Source organism: Enterobacter vonholyi, assembly GCF_040834095.1.
Taxonomy (GTDB): domain Bacteria; phylum Pseudomonadota; class Gammaproteobacteria; order Enterobacterales; family Enterobacteriaceae; genus Enterobacter; species Enterobacter vonholyi.
Genome location: NZ_CP162152.1, coordinates 2,458,583 through 2,473,518, shown reverse-complemented (window position 1 = coordinate 2,473,518; position 14,936 = coordinate 2,458,583). Strand labels below are relative to the sequence as shown.

13 protein-coding genes and 1 other annotated feature are annotated in these 14,936 nt (G+C 54.5%); of the genes, 6 read left to right on the top strand and 7 right to left on the bottom strand.

From position 1 onward, the window contains the following. Positions 1-2: 2 nt before the first annotated feature. The 3 genes from trpD to trpL all read right to left on the bottom strand — a co-directional run bounded on the left by trpD (position 3) and on the right by trpL (position 3,299). Positions 3-1,598: a bifunctional anthranilate synthase glutamate amidotransferase component TrpG/anthranilate phosphoribosyltransferase TrpD gene (gene trpD / locus AB3N39_RS11680; protein WP_111965943.1), complete on the bottom strand. Its 1,596-nt coding sequence runs from the start codon at positions 1,596-1,598 to the stop codon at positions 3-5. Then, positions 1,598-3,160: an anthranilate synthase component 1 gene (locus tag AB3N39_RS11675; protein WP_136194979.1), complete on the bottom strand. Its 1,563-nt coding sequence runs from the start codon at positions 3,158-3,160 to the stop codon at positions 1,598-1,600. The genes trpD and AB3N39_RS11675 overlap by 1 nt, the downstream gene beginning before the upstream one ends. Positions 3,161-3,183: 23 nt before the next feature. After that, positions 3,184-3,278, bottom strand: a sequence feature (Trp leader region). Next, positions 3,255-3,299 (bottom strand): trp operon leader peptide, encoded by a 45-nt coding sequence (trpL, locus tag AB3N39_RS11670; protein ID WP_106993556.1) that lies wholly within the window; start codon positions 3,297-3,299, stop codon positions 3,255-3,257. It overlaps the preceding feature by 24 nt. 139 nt (positions 3,300-3,438) lie before the next feature. On the opposite strand from trpL, the gene rnm reads away from it, so the two are divergent. After that, positions 3,439-4,320, top strand: a complete 882-nt coding sequence (gene rnm, locus AB3N39_RS11665) for an RNase AM (protein WP_133294581.1) — start codon at positions 3,439-3,441, stop codon at positions 4,318-4,320. Continuing rightward, positions 4,317-4,937 carry an L-threonylcarbamoyladenylate synthase gene (locus AB3N39_RS11660; RefSeq protein WP_143345211.1) on the top strand — a complete coding sequence of 207 codons (621 nt, stop codon included), beginning with the start codon at positions 4,317-4,319 and terminating at the stop codon, positions 4,935-4,937. The genes rnm and AB3N39_RS11660 overlap by 4 nt, the downstream gene beginning before the upstream one ends. Positions 4,938-5,260: 323 nt before the next feature. Here AB3N39_RS11660 and AB3N39_RS11655 read toward each other — a convergent pair whose 3' ends face one another. Continuing rightward, positions 5,261-6,412: a PAAR domain-containing protein gene (locus tag AB3N39_RS11655; RefSeq protein WP_367896746.1), complete on the bottom strand. Its 1,152-nt coding sequence runs from the start codon at positions 6,410-6,412 to the stop codon at positions 5,261-5,263. 383 nt (positions 6,413-6,795) lie between these two features. Here AB3N39_RS11655 and rluB point away from each other — a divergent pair, with 383 nt between their 5' ends. Beyond that, a complete protein-coding gene (gene rluB / locus AB3N39_RS11650) occupies positions 6,796-7,671 on the top strand; it encodes a 23S rRNA pseudouridine(2605) synthase RluB (protein WP_023312076.1) in 876 nt (291 codons plus the stop codon). 35 nt (positions 7,672-7,706) lie between these two features. Here rluB and cobO read toward each other — a convergent pair whose 3' ends face one another. Together cobO and AB3N39_RS11640 are read right to left on the bottom strand one after the other, a co-directional pair. Next, entirely contained in the window at positions 7,707-8,297 is a 591-nt protein-coding gene (gene cobO, locus AB3N39_RS11645) for a cob(I)yrinic acid a,c-diamide adenosyltransferase (RefSeq protein ID WP_045908891.1), read from the bottom strand. Next, positions 8,294-9,055, bottom strand: coding sequence for a YciK family oxidoreductase (locus tag AB3N39_RS11640; RefSeq protein ID WP_367896745.1), 762 nt, complete (start codon positions 9,053-9,055; stop codon positions 8,294-8,296). The genes cobO and AB3N39_RS11640 overlap by 4 nt, the downstream gene beginning before the upstream one ends. Positions 9,056-9,306: 251 nt before the next feature. Between AB3N39_RS11640 and sohB the strand changes: the two genes are divergently transcribed. Next, a complete protein-coding gene (sohB, locus tag AB3N39_RS11635; protein ID WP_133294574.1) occupies positions 9,307-10,353 on the top strand; it encodes a protease SohB in 1,047 nt (348 codons plus the stop codon). A gap of 34 nt (positions 10,354-10,387) precedes the next feature. On the opposite strand, the gene AB3N39_RS11630 is transcribed toward sohB, so the two are convergent. After that, positions 10,388-10,639, bottom strand: a complete 252-nt coding sequence (locus AB3N39_RS11630; protein WP_003856804.1) for a YciN family protein — start codon at positions 10,637-10,639, stop codon at positions 10,388-10,390. 399 nt (positions 10,640-11,038) lie between these two features. On the opposite strand from AB3N39_RS11630, the gene topA reads away from it, so the two are divergent. Beyond that, positions 11,039-13,636 (top strand): type I DNA topoisomerase, encoded by a 2,598-nt coding sequence (gene topA / locus AB3N39_RS11625; protein WP_133294573.1) that lies wholly within the window; start codon positions 11,039-11,041, stop codon positions 13,634-13,636. A gap of 187 nt (positions 13,637-13,823) precedes the next feature. Further along, a complete protein-coding gene (gene cysB, locus AB3N39_RS11620; RefSeq protein WP_008502814.1) occupies positions 13,824-14,798 on the top strand; it encodes an HTH-type transcriptional regulator CysB in 975 nt (324 codons plus the stop codon). The last annotated feature ends 138 nt before the right edge of the window (positions 14,799-14,936 follow it).

Here is a 14,936-nt window from a genome sequence, read left to right as displayed (position 1 = left end):
CTTTACCCTCTTGCCGCAAGTGCGGTAACGCGATCGTAAGCTGCACCGGAGCGCAGTACATCCAGAACTTTTTGAACGTTGGCCTTCAGGTCTTCCTCACCGTGCAAACGCATCAGCATGGCGACGTTGGCGGCAACGGCGGCCTCATGAGCGACCTCTCCCTTACCTTGTAATAAGCGCGTCAGAATGTCACGGTTTTCTTCCGGGGTACCGCCTGCCAGCGCTTCCTGGTGATACGGAGTTAAACCAAAGTCATCGGCTTCGAGCTGGTAGCTCAGGATTTCACCGTCGCGCAGTTCGGCCACCAGCGTCGGCGCATGCAGTGACACTTCGTCCATTCCGCCGCTGTGCACCACGGCGGCACGCTGGTAACCCAGCACGCGCAGCGTCTCGGCAATCGGCAGGACCAGCTCCGGGCTGTAGACACCGATCAGCGCCAGCGGCGGGTGCGCCGGGTTGATCAGCGGGCCGAGCACGTTAAACAGCGTGCGGGTTTTAAGCTGCTGACGAACCGGCATCGCGTGGCGGAAACCGGTGTGATACTTCGGCGCAAACAGGAAGCAGACGCCCAGGTCATCCAGCGCTTCACGGGAACGTTCGGCGTTCATATCGAGATTAATGCCGAATGCGGCGAGCAGATCGGAAGAACCTGACCGGCTGGACACGCTGCGGTTACCGTGCTTCGCGACCTTTAAACCACACGCTGCCGCTACGAAGGCGCTGGCGGTTGAAATATTGATACTGTTGCTGCCATCACCGCCGGTACCGACGATATCGGCAAACTGATAGTCCGGGCGCGGGAACGGGGCGGCATTTTCCAGCAGGGCCGTAGCGGCACCGGCGATCTCCTGCGGGCTTTCGCCGCGGACCTTCATGCTCACCAGCGCGGCCGCCAGCTGTTCCGGCTTCAGCTCACCGCGAACCACGGCGGAGAAGAGCTGGTGGCTCTCCTGCTGGCTCAGGGTCTGCGCCTGGTACAGTTTTTCCAGAATCGGCTGCAGGGTGTTGGTCTGCTCCAGCTTCTGTAACGCCCAGTCGAGCGTCTGTTCCAGCAGGCGAGCACCGTGAGAGGTCAGGATGGATTCCGGATGGAACTGCATCCCGCAGACGCGATCCGCGTCGTGACGCACCGCCATCACCATCCCTTCAAACGAGGCGTTGATCGTCAGCCCGGCGGGAATGTTGCTGCCGACCAGCGAGTGGTAGCGCGCGACCGGGAGCGGATTCGGCAGCCCGGCAAACATTGCCTGGCCGTCATGTTCAATGCTGGACGCTTTACCGTGCAGGATCTCTCCCGCCTGGCCAACGTAGCCGCCGTAGGCTTCAACAATCGCCTGATGGCCGAGGCAGATGCCGATAATCGGCAGCTTGCCGCGCATACGGGTCAGCAGCTCCGGCATACAGCCCGCTTCGCTCGGTGCGCCAGGCCCAGGAGAGAGCATCAGCACCGGGTTTTGCATGGTTGCCAGACGGTCAATCAAGGTCTGGGCCGGCACGTGGTTGCGATAGATAACGACGTTATGGCCATTCGCACGCAGCTGATCTGCCAGGTTGTAGGTAAAGGAATCGATATTATCGAGCAGCAGAATGTCAGCCATCAGAAAATCTCCTGTGCATGGTGTGCGGTAGCAATGGCGCGAAGGACCGCTCGGGCTTTACTGCGCGTTTCGTCAGCTTCAGACTGCGGAACGGAATCAAGAACAATCCCGGCTCCCGCCTGGACGGTGGCAATGCCGTCTTCTACATAGGCGGAGCGGATCACGATGCAGGTATCGAGGTCGCCGTGGGCGGTGAAGTAACCCACCGCGCCGCCGTAGCTGCCGCGACGACGCCCTTCGGCGGCGGCAATCAGCTGCATGGCGCGCACTTTCGGCGCGCCGCTCAGGGTGCCCATATTCATGCAGGCGCGGTAGGCGTGCAGGACGTCGAGGTCGTGGCGCAGCTCACCGACCACGCGGGAAACCAGGTGCATCACGAACGAATAGCGGTCAACTTTGGTCAGGTCCGCCACGTAGCGGCTGCCCGGGGTGCAAATGCGTGCCAGGTCGTTACGCGCCAGGTCAACCAGCATAAGATGCTCGGAGAGCTCTTTGTGGTCGGTACGCATTTCCAGCTCGATGCGGCTGTCGAGATCGCGATCCAGCGAGCCATCGGCGCGTCGTCCGCGCGGACGGGTTCCGGCGATCGGGTAAATTTCAATCTGGCGGCTGGTGGCGTCGTACTTCAGCGAGCTTTCCGGCGAGGCGCCGAACAGCGTGAATTCGTTGTCCTGCATAAAGAACATGTACGGGCTCGGGTTGCTCTTTTTCAGCACGTCGTAGGCTGCCAGCGGAGACGGGCAGGGCAGCGAGAAGCGGCGGGACGGTACAACCTGGAAAATTTCCCCGGCGCGAATCGCTTTTTGCATCTGGCGAACCACGGCGCCGTACTGATCGTCGGTCTGGTTCACATCGCAGGTCATTTTTTCCACTCGCTGCACCGGAAGCGCAGGCGGCGCTTCCGTCATCTGCTGCTGAAGCTGCGCGATGCGATGCTCAAGACGGTTTTTCTCAGCGGTCGAAGGCGTGAACAGGCTGGCCTGAATGCGGGTGTATTGTTTCTGATGGTCGATCACCAGCAGGGTTTCGGCCAGATAGAAACAATAGTCCGGGCAGCGATTGCCCTGCTCGGTTTCCGGTAAATCTTCAAAGCCAGCGACCAGATCGTAGGCAAACAGCCCGCCAAAGAACATCGCTTCACGCTCATCGTGTGGAACGGTGACCAGGTTCTGCAGCAGGCGGAAGGCATCAAAGACGGAAAGGGAGCACAGGCGCGCGTCTTCATCCAGCAGCTGGCTAACCGGCGGGAAATGCAGAATGCGCATTTCTGGATGACGTTCGTTTTCAATGCCTGACGGCAGGGCGGCATCCAGCAGCGGCAGCAGCGATGCGCCATTGTCTGACAAAGCCTTAATTGTGACAGTGTCACCTAGAGCGGTAATGCGCAACGCGCTGTCGACCAGCAGCAGGCTCTTGAGATCGTCCTTGCTGTCGATGTCCGCAGATTCCAGCAGCAGCGTTGCCGGGCGTGCCCCGCACACCTGATGAAACAGCGCGGTCGGGTTGTGGCGGTAGGCCGCCTCGCAGGTCAGCAGTTCGAGATGAGGTTTGGCTGTTTGCATTATATTGTTCTCATTTTCTGTTCAAAAAAAAGCCCGCTTGGAAGCGGGCTGGGTATCTGTTTGCATTTCGCAGACGCGTGACACTGCCCGATGATCAGGAAGTACGCCACCAACCGTGCAGAGTGAAATGTGCTGTCATTTTCAGATACCTTTCTCGTGTGAACTTGCGTACTAGTTAACTAGTTCGATAGCGTGTTGTCAACCCTTGATTTCAGAATTTCGATATAAGTCGGTATCATGATGGTTTCGGATGTCTCCAACCTGTTATGGGAAGTGCTTTGAGCGATACCACCTACGCTATTATTTATGATTTACACAGCCATACTCAGGCCTCTGATGGCCTGCTGACACCCGAAGCCCTGGTTCATCGTGCCGTTGAAATGCGCGTCGGTACGCTGGCGATAACCGATCACGATACGACGGATGCAATACCGGCGGCGCGCGCCGAGATCGCCCGCAGCGGGCTGGCGCTTAATCTGGTGTCTGGTGTCGAAATTTCGACCGTCTGGGAAAACCATGAGATTCATATCGTTGGCCTGAACATCGATATAGACCATCCGGCACTTACTGCCTTTTTGCAAGAACAAAAAACGCGCCGCAACCAGCGCGCAGAGATGATCGGCGAGCGTCTGGAAAAGGCGCATATTCCGGGCGCGCTGGAAGGTGCCCAAAAGCTGGCGAACGGCGGGGCGGTCACGCGCGGTCATTTCGCCCGTTTTCTGGTAGAGGCGGGTAAAGCCACGACGATGGCGGATGTCTTTAAAAAATATCTGGCGCGCGGGAAAACCGGATACGTTCCGCCACAGTGGTGTACAATAAAACAAGCTATTGATGTGATTCATCATTCTGGCGGTAAGGCCGTGCTGGCCCATCCGGGCCGGTATAATCTTTCTGCTAAATGGCTGAAAAGGCTGCTGGCGCACTTTGCCGAAAGCGGTGGCGAGGCGATGGAAGTCGCCCAGTGCCAGCAGGCCCCCAACGAGCGCGCGCAGCTCGCGACCTATGCCCGCCAGTTCGGCCTGCTTGGCTCACAGGGTTCTGATTTCCACCAGCCCTGCGCCTGGATCGAACTGGGGCGCAAGCTCTGGCTGCCCGCTGGCGTTGAGCCGGTCTGGCAGCTCTGGGAACAGCCGCAGCAAATTGAAGAGAGGGAAGTATGAGTCAGTTTTTCTATATCCATCCGGATAACCCGCAGCCACGTTTGATTAACCAGGCGGTGGAGATCGTCCGCAAAGGCGGCGTAATTGTCTACCCGACCGATTCCGGCTACGCGCTGGGCTGCAAAATTGAAGATAAAGGGGCGATGGAGCGCATTTGCCGCATTCGCCAGCTGCCGGACGGCCATAACTTTACCCTGATGTGCCGCGATCTTTCTGAGCTGTCGACCTATGCTTACGTCGATAACGTGGCGTTTCGCCTGATCAAGAACAATACGCCGGGCAACTACACCTTCATCCTGAAAGGGACGAAAGAGGTGCCGCGCCGCCTGCTGCAGGAAAAGCGTAAGACTATCGGTATGCGCGTGCCGTCGAACCCGATAGCGCAGGCGCTGCTGGAAACCCTCGGCGAACCGATGCTGTCTACCTCGCTGATGCTGCCCGGCAGCGAGTTTACCGAGTCCGATCCGGAAGAGATCAAAGATCGTCTGGAAAAGGTGGTCGAGCTAATTATTCACGGCGGCTATCTCGGCCAGCAGCCGACCACCGTGATCGACTTAACCGAAGATGCGCCGGAAGTGATTCGAGAAGGCGTGGGTGACGTAAAGCCTTTCTTGTAATGAAGGTTTTTAATGCCTGAAATTAAGGGACGAGCGGAGGCTGGATCTCTCCAGCCTTTGGCGGTCATCTTACTTTCTTAAAGATGAATAAGACCAAAACAAGGCAGATAGCACTCCCGAAAAATGCTGTAATTAAGAGGTTATCCACTGAACGCGATAAGTCATCTATGATCGCTTCACATAGACGGGCTTCCATCTCACCTGTTGAAGGGGGGCCGTTGTATTTCCGGGTTAACCCAAAATCAAGCACAGGGATCATCAGGACGATAGCGTAGATGGCGAAAACTAAAGCAATGCCTCCCCACCGAAGAATCGCCTTTGCTCTACTCGTCAATGTCATACGATCCACCTAAAACGCCGCCAATCGTGCCACCAGAATAACCCGTAGATGATCCAGCTGTTGACGCACTGTTAGCAAGCCCTTCCTCCACTCGTCCTGTGAGACTTTCAGAGTTCGGCTTGAAGTGTTCGATGTTCAGATACTGTTCTCTGAATGTGCTGGTAACTTCCATAACGTTCATTGAAGACAGATCGCCGCTCTTCTCCGTAAGGTAACGCTGTAAAGATACAGGAATAGTGAACTCTTCTTCACTATCGATACGAAGTTGCGTTGTTGTTGATGTGTAACTGGTATCGAAGATTTTAGTACCAGCCTCTCTAATCACTTGCACTGTGTGGGTTGTGCAGTTACTGCCAGTCAGATCGTAAACGTCAATCACTTTTCCGCGTCGTTTGGTACGATCTCCCATCGCATCCGTGAAAACTGGTGTTTTACCGGAGTTCCATAGAGATTCAAAAATCCTGCGGGTTTCGTCAGGTGTAACGTCATCGATTTGGAATACTCTCGCATGGTATTTGTAGAGTTCTTCACGGTAGTAAAGACGCGCATCATCGCCAGTTAGGAAGTTAAGAATCCCATCGCCCGTCAATGTAGCGGGGCCTTTCCTACCAAAGCGCCCGTAGGTGTAAACGTAGATCGAGTTATTCTCATGCACCGAAGCAAAAGTGTGTCCTGCGTCGGTGATTTCAGTCCAGATATAAACGCCGTTCAATAGCGAGTTATCTTCTGGCTTGCAGGTGTCAGCAAAGCTGTTTTGTTTCTTCGCTGCCTGTGCATGTTCTTCAGGATCTAACTGTGGGAGAAATGTTGATGCAAGGATTTCTTCTGTGATACCTGAATGTTTCAACGAAGAGAGAGTATCTTGTTCATAACAGTCAGGAATAGTAGGGATGAACCTGGCCTTACACGGACAGGAACTGACGCTGTCCAGTGTTCCCGCCAGTCTTCTACCATTGTCCCACGTGTCAGATGTGCCTCCTAATATTTTATATGTCCCCGGATGATTGCCGCATGAAACCAGGTCACCTTCCCGCGCTCCGGCTACACCATACCAACTTAGCGTTTCATCCCCGGTCAGTATCTTCCCTCTACAGGTAGTTGGGTCACCCACCCGAAGGTAAAAACCCATTGCCATAAATCCCTCTATTCTTAATGGATATTAGCCAAGTGACTATTTTACATACAATTACTTCATGAGCAATAATGGTCGAACTAAAGTAAAATAATATCAAAGTCTCGTTCACTCTTTTCGGAAAAGAGGGATGTTTCGGGAAACCGGGTTCATAACCAACGAGTCCTGGTCCAGACTATCAGCAGCCAGACTTAAACAAATGAAACGTGAAGAAGCATTCCTTTCGAAGTTAATGTAATATGCCAGGTCACTTTTATGCGGGTGTACTAAATGAGACACCCATTAATGTAATAAGTACTTACATGACAATGAGATGCTTTTTAAATTAGCTCATTATTTCATAAAGTACACCAGACGCCTGTGAAGGCGACACCTGAGGAAGCTCAATGAGCGAGAAGTTACAGAAAGTGCTGGCGCGCGCCGGCCACGGCTCACGCCGTGAAATCGAAGCCATTATTGAAGCGGGCCGCGTGAGTGTGGACGGTAAAATCGCCACGCTGGGTGACCGCGTAGAAATCGTACCGGGGCTGAAGATCCGTATCGACGGTCATCTTATCTCCGTGAAAGAGTCCGCTGAACAAATCTGCCGCGTGCTGGCTTACTACAAGCCGGAAGGCGAGCTGTGTACCCGCAATGACCCGGAAGGTCGCCCGACGGTGTTTGACCGTCTGCCTAAACTGCGTGGCGCTCGCTGGATTGCCGTTGGTCGTCTGGACGTGAATACCTGCGGTCTGCTGCTGTTTACCACCGATGGTGAACTGGCAAACCGTCTGATGCACCCAAGCCGTGAAGTGGAACGTGAATACGCGGTGCGCGTGTTCGGCCAGGTTGATGAGAATAAACTGCGCGATCTCTCGCGTGGCGTTCAGCTGGAAGACGGTCCTGCGGCGTTCAAAACCATCAAGTTTACCGGTGGGGAAGGCATTAACCAGTGGTACAACGTGACCCTGACCGAAGGCCGCAACCGCGAAGTGCGTCGTCTTTGGGAAGCGGTAGGCGTGCAGGTTAGCCGCCTGATCCGCGTCCGCTACGGCGACATCCTGCTGCCGAAAGGTTTGCCGCGTGGGGGTTATACCGAACTGGATCTGACCCAAACCAACTACCTGCGCGAGCTGGTCGGCCTGACGCCGGAAACCACCTCTAAAGTGGCGGTGGAAAAAGATCGTCGCCGCATGAAGGCGAACCAGATTCGCCGTGCGGTGAAGCGTCACAGCCAGGTGAGCAGCAGCCGCCGCTCCGGCAGCCGTAATAACAACGGTTAACGTAAAAGCCCGGTGAAGTCACCGGGCTTTTTTCTTTAGTAATCAATCCCAATTTGCGCTTTGATGCCCGCATCAAACGCATGTTTAACCGGACGCAGCTCGCTGACGGTATCTGCCAGCTCCAGAATATCCCGATGACACCCGCGGCCCGTGATGATGACCGTCTGATGGGCGGGACGGTCTTTCAGTGCATTAAGCACGTCTTCCAGCGGCAAATAGTCGTAGGCGACCATATAGGTGATCTCATCCAGCAGAACCATATTGAGTGAAGGATCGGCCAGCATTCTTTTAGCGTGCTCCCAGACGGCCAGACAGGCGGCGGTGTCGGTTTCACGATTCTGGGTGTCCCACGTAAATCCGGTCGCCATCACCTGAAACTCAACCCCGTGGGGCTCAAGCAGATTACGCTCGCCGTTAGGCCACTCACCTTTAATAAACTGGATAACGCCGACCTTCTGCCCGTGGCCGACGGCGCGGGTAGCAGTGCCAAACGCGGCGGTGGTTTTGCCTTTGCCGTTGCCGGTAAAGACGATGACGATCCCTCGCTCGTCCTGTGCTGCCGCGACGCGCGCATCGACCTGTTCTTTCAGACGCTGCTGGCGCTGCTGATGACGTTCTTCACTCATTGCGAAATTCCTGGTTTACGGCCCGGCTGGGCGTCGAAGGTCATCCCGGTTTTGCGGCGGCTGTCCTCGCCCATCAGCCAGAGATAGAGCGGCATAATGTCTGCCGGGGTTTTCAGCTTCTGCGGATCTTCGCTCGGGAACGCGCTGGCGCGCATTTTGGTGCGCGTACCGCCCGGGTTAATGCAGTTTACGCGCAGATGGCGGCTTTGATACTCCTCCGCCAGTACCTGCATCATGCCTTCGGTCGCGAATTTTGAGACGGCATAGGCTCCCCAGTTTGCGCGTCCTTCACGACCAACGCTGGAAGAGGTAAAGACCAGAGACCCTGACTCGGATTTGAGTAATAAAGGAAGCAATGCCTGCGTAAGGAAAAACGTGCCGTTGACGTTGACCTGCATCACCTGCTGCCAGATATCAGGATCCTGTTCATCCATCGGACGCACTTCACCTAACAAGCCGGCGTTATGAAGTACGCCGTCGAGTCTCGGATAGTGAGCGCTAATGCGCTGGGCTAATTCCTGGCACACTGCGGGCGTGCAGGTCAGTAAATCGAGGGTATACCACGGGGCTGGCGTACCAGATACCGACTCAATCTCCTGAGCGACGCTTTTCAGTTTTTCTTCGTTGCGCCCAATCAGAATGACGTTCGCGCCATATTCGGCGTATGTCAGGGCCGCCTCGCGACCAATCCCGTCGCTGGCACCGGTGACAAGAATAATCCGGTTTTGCAGCAGATTTTTTTGCGGTTGATAATGCATGGTGACTCCTCAGGCGACCGGTAACGCAATGGCGCCTTTATGATGACTTTTCGGCTTTATGCCCGAATTCGCCTGATAATTCAATCAGTCTACAGGACGCATTACAGTAAAATTAACAATTTGCAAATATTTAAAGACCAGCCCGGGGATTCCTGAAGGCGGCTCGCAGAGGTAATGTCACGAGCGAGACGCATGGGCAGGGCTGTTGTACACTGCCGTGAAAGATTCGTGGTTAAATCAAGGTGGAACGCGTGGAATTACTTTCTCAATATGGGTTGTTTTTGGCCAAAATCGCGACGGTGGTGGTTGCCATTGCGGTAGTTGCCGTTCTGATTGTCAACCTGACGCAGCGCAAGCGTCAGCGTGGGGAGTTACGCATCACCCGCCTGAGCGAGCAGTATAAAGAGATGCAGGATGATATGTCTCTGGCGCTGCTTGATAGTCATCAACAGAAACTCTGGCTGAAAGCGCAGAAGAAAAAGCATAAACAGGAAGCTAAAGCGGCAAAAGCAAAAGCAAAACTCAATGCGCCGCAGGATAAGGCCACGCCACGGGTCTATGTGCTCGATTTTAAAGGCAGTATGGATGCGCATGAGGTTTCTTCTCTGCGGGAGGAGGTAACTGCCGTTCTGGCCGTGGCGACACCGCAGGATCAGGTTGTCGTGCGCCTTGAAAGCCCGGGCGGGGTGGTTCACGGTTACGGGCTGGCTGCCTCACAGCTGCAGCGCCTGCGTGAAAAACAGATCCCGCTGACCGTGGCCGTGGATAAAGTGGCAGCGAGCGGTGGCTACATGATGGCCTGCGTGGCGGACAAAATTGTTGCCGCGCCGTTCTCAATTATTGGCTCGATCGGCGTGGTTGCGCAGATCCCGAACTTTAACCGCTTCCTGAAAAACAAAGAGATTGATATCGAACTTCACACCGCGGGTCAGTACAAACGCACCCTGACGCTGCTGGGGGAAAATACGGAGGAAGGGCGCCAAAAATTCCGTGAGGATCTCAACGAAACGCATCATCTCTTTAAAGATTTTGTACACCGTATGCGCCCGACGCTGGACATTGAGCAGGTTGCGACGGGCGAGCACTGGTATGGCGTCCAGGCGCAGGAGAAAGGGCTGGTAGATGAAGTCGGAACCAGCGACGATCTGCTGCTCAACCTGATGGAAGGCCGGGAACTGGTGGGGGTACGCTTTACCCAGCGCAAGCGACTCCTTGACCGCTTTACCAACAGTGCGGCAGAAAGCGCGGACCGCCTGCTGCTGCGCTGGCTACAGCGCGGACAAAAACCCCTGTTGTAAACAAAAACGCGAGGCATGTGCCTCGCGTTTTGCATTAATCGACCAGGTGATATTTCTCTGAAAGCGTATGCGCCAGATATTTAAACATGTTAAACACGGCGGTGCTTTTCGGGGTCGGCAACCCCTGTTCGTCAAGGAAGTATTCGCCGCTGAAAACCAGCACCCCATTACGCTGTTCTACGCCGGTGGCTTCAATACCCGCCAGCGTATCTTCATGGTCACGGATAAGCTTGTTTGCTTCGATAAGCAGAGAGGCTCGGTCAATAGGTTGGGTCGTATTCTGCATAATCCACTCCTTAAACAGTGACAATAGTCTACGCCGGGGGCGCTTTGGGGGCAAATTTTCCCTGTAATGTGAGGGGATAAGCTGCAGGGGCCTGGCTGGCGGGATTTGCTTTTGCATGCTAATAAAGTTGCGTAACGAATTTTATCAGGTAGAGTGTGCGCTTTCGTCATTCTGGCAACAGAATTGCTTGACATTCAACCGGGAATTCGTCACGAATTACACGAGATGTGAGAAAAATACCCGAGAACTCAATCACCTGGGCGTCTTTTCTTTAACGCCCGGTAAGACAAAGGGGTTGATATCTCCTGACGCAGTCGCAATATCATTGGCTCGTCGTCAGCGGAAGGGAAATCAACGTGCGGCGTATTCCTGGAAGAATTAAATTAGGTAAAGGTGAATATGGGTAAAGCTCTCGTCATCGTTGAGTCCCCGGCAAAAGCCAAAACGATCAATAAGTATCTGGGTAATGACTACGTGGTTAAGTCCAGCGTTGGTCATATCCGCGATTTGCCGACCAGTGGCTCAGCCAGCAAAAAGAGCGCAGACTCTACCTCCACCAAAGGGGCTAAAAAGCCTAAAAAGGATGAACGTAGCGCGCTTGTCAACCGCATGGGTGTTAACCCATGGCATAACTGGGATGCACAATATGAAGTGCTTCCAGGGAAAGAAAAAGTCGTTAACGAGCTGAAGCAGCTTGCTGAAAAAGCAGACCACATCTATCTCGCAACCGACCTTGACCGCGAAGGGGAAGCCATTGCGTGGCACCTGCGGGAAGTGATTGGTGGTGATGACAAACGCTACAGCCGTGTAGTGTTTAACGAAATTACGAAGAATGCGATTCGTCAGGCGTTTGAGAAGCCGGGCGAACTGAATATTGACCGTGTAAACGCCCAGCAGGCACGTCGCTTTATGGACCGCGTTGTGGGCTACATGGTTTCTCCACTGCTGTGGAAGAAGATTGCCCGTGGCCTGTCCGCAGGGCGTGTGCAATCCGTCGCCGTGCGTCTGGTCGTTGAGCGTGAGCGCGAGATTAAAGCCTTCGTCCCGGAAGAGTTCTGGGAAGTTGACGCCAATGTGACCACGCCGGGCGGTGACGCTCTGCCGCTGCAGGTCAGCCATCAGAACGATAAGCCTTTCCGTCCAGAAAACCGCGACCAGACTATGGCCGCCGTGGCGCTGCTTGAAAAGGCACGCTATCAGGTGCTGGAACGTGAAGACAAACCGACCAGCAGTAAGCCTGGTGCGCCGTTTATCACCTCCACCCTGCAACAGGCTGCAAGCACGCGTCTGGGTTATGGCGTGAAGAAGACCATGATGATGGCCCAGCGTCTGTATGAAGCGGGCTACATCACCTACATGCGTACCGACTCGACCAACCTGAGCCAGGACGCGGTCAATATGGTGCGTGGCTACATCAGCGACAACTTCGGTAAGAAATACCTGCCGGAGAGCGCTAACCAGTTTGCCAGCAAAGAGAACTCTCAGGAAGCGCACGAAGCGATTCGTCCTTCTGATGTCTCTGTCCTGGCTGAATCGCTGAAGGATATGGAAGCCGACGCGCAGAAGCTGTATCAGCTGATCTGGCGCCAGTTCGTGGCGTGCCAGATGACGCCAGCGCAGTACGATTCCACCACGCTGACCGTAGGCGCGGGTGAGTTCCGTCTTAAAGCTCGCGGTCGTATCCTGCGTTTTGACGGCTGGACGAAAGTGATGCCTGCGCTGCGTAAAGGCGATGAAGACCGAACGCTGCCGGCGGTGAACAAAGGGGATGAACTCTCGCTGGTTGACCTCGTGCCAGCCCAGCACTTCACCAAGCCGCCTGCGCGCTTCAGTGAAGCGTCCCTGGTGAAAGAGCTGGAAAAACGCGGTATTGGTCGTCCTTCGACCTACGCGTCCATCATCTCGACGATTCAGGACCGTGGCTACGTGCGCGTTGAAAACCGCCGTTTCTATGCGGAAAAAATGGGTGAGATCGTCACTGACCGTCTGGAAGCAAACTTCCGCGAATTGATGAACTACGATTTCACCGCGCAAATGGAAGACAGCCTCGACCAGGTTGCCAGCCATCAGGCGGAATGGAAAAAGGTACTCGACAGCTTCTTCAGCGACTTCACCGACCAGCTTGAAAAAGCGGAGAAAGATCCTGAAGAGGGCGGCATGCTGCCTAACCAGATGGTTCTGACCAGCATCGACTGTCCAACCTGTGGTCGCAAGATGGGGATCCGTACTGCCACGACGGGCGTATTCCTTGGCTGCTCCGGCTATGCGCTGTCGCCAAAAGAGCGCTGCAAAACCACCATCAACCTGGTGCCAGAGAACGAAGTTCTCAACGTGCTGGAAGGTGACGATGCGGAAACGAATGCTCTGCGTGCCAAACGCCGCTGCAAGAAATGCGGCACGGCAATGGACAGCTACCTGATCGATCCAAAACGTAAGCTGCACGTCTGCGGTAATAACCCAACGTGTGACGGGTATGAGATCGAAGAGGGTGAGTTCCGCATTAAGGGCTATGACGGCCCGATTGTGGAGTGTGAGAAGTGCGGTTCTGAAATGCACCTGAAAATGGGGCGTTTCGGTAAGTACATGGCGTGTACTAACGACGAGTGTAAAAACACGCGCAAAATTCTGCGTAACGGTGAAGTGGCTCCGCCGAAGGAAGATCCGGTTCCGCTGCCAGAGCTGCCGTGCGAGAAATCCGACGCGTACTTCGTGCTGCGCGACGGCGCTGCGGGTGTCTTCCTCGCCGCCAACACCTTCCCGAAATCGCGTGAAACGCGCGCGCCGCTGGTGGAAGAGCTGCATCGCTTCCGCGATCGTCTGCCTGAGAAACTGCGTTATCTGGCCGATGCGCCACAGCAGGATCCGGAAGGCAACAAAACCGTGGTGCGGTTTAGCCGTAAAACCAAGCAGCAGTATGTTGCGGCCGAGAAAGAGGGTAAAGCGACGGGATGGTCAGCTTTCTTTGTCGATGGCAAATGGGTTGAAGGCAAGAAATAATCTTCCCTTACCGTAACTTACCTGTAAAAGGGCCGGATTTCCGGCCCTTTTTTATTGCCTTGTTATTATTTTTTGTTCCGTACTATACAGTCAGGCTATAAATGATATAGTGGTTATAGTTAACCTGTTTCTTATTATTAAATCGTCTTAAGCGATTGACCGCATGCGCTAAATCGGATGGTCTGGCATGAAATTACAGCAGCTTCGTTATATCGTTGAGGTGGTGAATCATAACCTTAACGTCTCTTCTACCGCCGAGGGGTTGTATACCTCGCAACCGGGCATCAGCAAACAAGTTCGTATGCTGGAGGATGAACTAGGTATCCAGATATTTGCCCGCAGCGGTAAGCATCTTACCCAGGTGACGCCTGCGGGGCAGGAAATCATCCGCATTGCGCGGGAAGTCCTCTCTAAAGTCGATGCGATTAAGTCTGTGGCGGGGGAGCATACCTGGCCTGATAAAGGCTCGCTGTATATTGCCACGACGCATACTCAGGCGCGCTATGCGTTACCCGGCGTCATCAAAGGCTTTATAGAGCGTTATCCTCGCGTCTCTTTGCATATGCACCAGGGGTCGCCAACGCAAATCGCTGAAGCCGTTTCCAAGGGGAATGCAGACTTTGCCATCGCCACCGAAGCGCTTCACCTCTATGACGATCTGGTGATGCTCCCGTGCTACCACTGGAACCGTTCTATCGTGGTGACCCCCGATCACCCACTGGCAGGTAAAGGGTCGGTCACTATCGAAGAGCTGGCCCAATATCCCCTGGTAACGTATACGTTTGGCTTTACCGGACGCTCCGAGCTTGATACGGCCTTTAACCGGGCAGGGTTAACGCCGCGAATTGTCTTTACCGCGACGGATGCCGACGTGATTAAGACCTATGTGCGGCTTGGTCTGGGGGTGGGTGTTATTGCCAGCATGGCGGTGGACCCGGTGTCAGACCCTGACCTGGTGCGTCTTGATGCGCACGATGTTTTCAGTCATAGCACCACTAAGATTGGCTTCCGTCGTAGCACCTTCCTGCGCAGCTATATGTATGATTTTATTCAGCGCTTTGCCCCTCATTTAACGCGTGACGTTGTTGATACCGCCGTTGCATTACGCTCAAATGAAGATATTGAAGAGATGTTTAAAGACATCAAACTCCCCGAAAAATAATCACACCCGGTATCTTTCCCTAAGGGAAAGATACCGAAATAACGCCTCAAAGCTAAATTAGAATTATCATCATCTACGTATCCCCTGTCATATAATGTCATTATCCATTTAGTCAGTAAGGTTATAATGTCGTGAATT

What these genes read in the sequence shown, in the direction of transcription:
- AB3N39_RS11630 (WP_003856804.1), bottom strand. Translation starts at nt 10,639, where the DNA reads ATGCAGAATACGACCCAACCTATTGACCGAGCCTCTCTGCTTATCGAA.
- topA (WP_133294573.1), top strand. Translation starts at nt 11,039, where the DNA reads ATGGGTAAAGCTCTCGTCATCGTTGAGTCCCCGGCAAAAGCCAAAACG.
- rluB (WP_023312076.1), top strand. Translation starts at nt 6,796, where the DNA reads ATGAGCGAGAAGTTACAGAAAGTGCTGGCGCGCGCCGGCCACGGCTCA.
- AB3N39_RS11655 (WP_367896746.1), bottom strand. Translation starts at nt 6,412, where the DNA reads ATGGCAATGGGTTTTTACCTTCGGGTGGGTGACCCAACTACCTGTAGA.
- AB3N39_RS11675 (WP_136194979.1), bottom strand. Translation starts at nt 3,160, where the DNA reads ATGCAAACAGCCAAACCTCATCTCGAACTGCTGACCTGCGAGGCGGCC.
- cysB (WP_008502814.1), top strand. Translation starts at nt 13,824, where the DNA reads ATGAAATTACAGCAGCTTCGTTATATCGTTGAGGTGGTGAATCATAAC.
- cobO (WP_045908891.1), bottom strand. Translation starts at nt 8,297, where the DNA reads ATGAGTGAAGAACGTCATCAGCAGCGCCAGCAGCGTCTGAAAGAACAG.
- AB3N39_RS11660 (WP_143345211.1), top strand. Translation starts at nt 4,317, where the DNA reads ATGAGTCAGTTTTTCTATATCCATCCGGATAACCCGCAGCCACGTTTG.
- trpD (WP_111965943.1), bottom strand. Translation starts at nt 1,598, where the DNA reads ATGGCTGACATTCTGCTGCTCGATAATATCGATTCCTTTACCTACAAC.
- AB3N39_RS11640 (WP_367896745.1), bottom strand. Translation starts at nt 9,055, where the DNA reads ATGCATTATCAACCGCAAAAAAATCTGCTGCAAAACCGGATTATTCTT.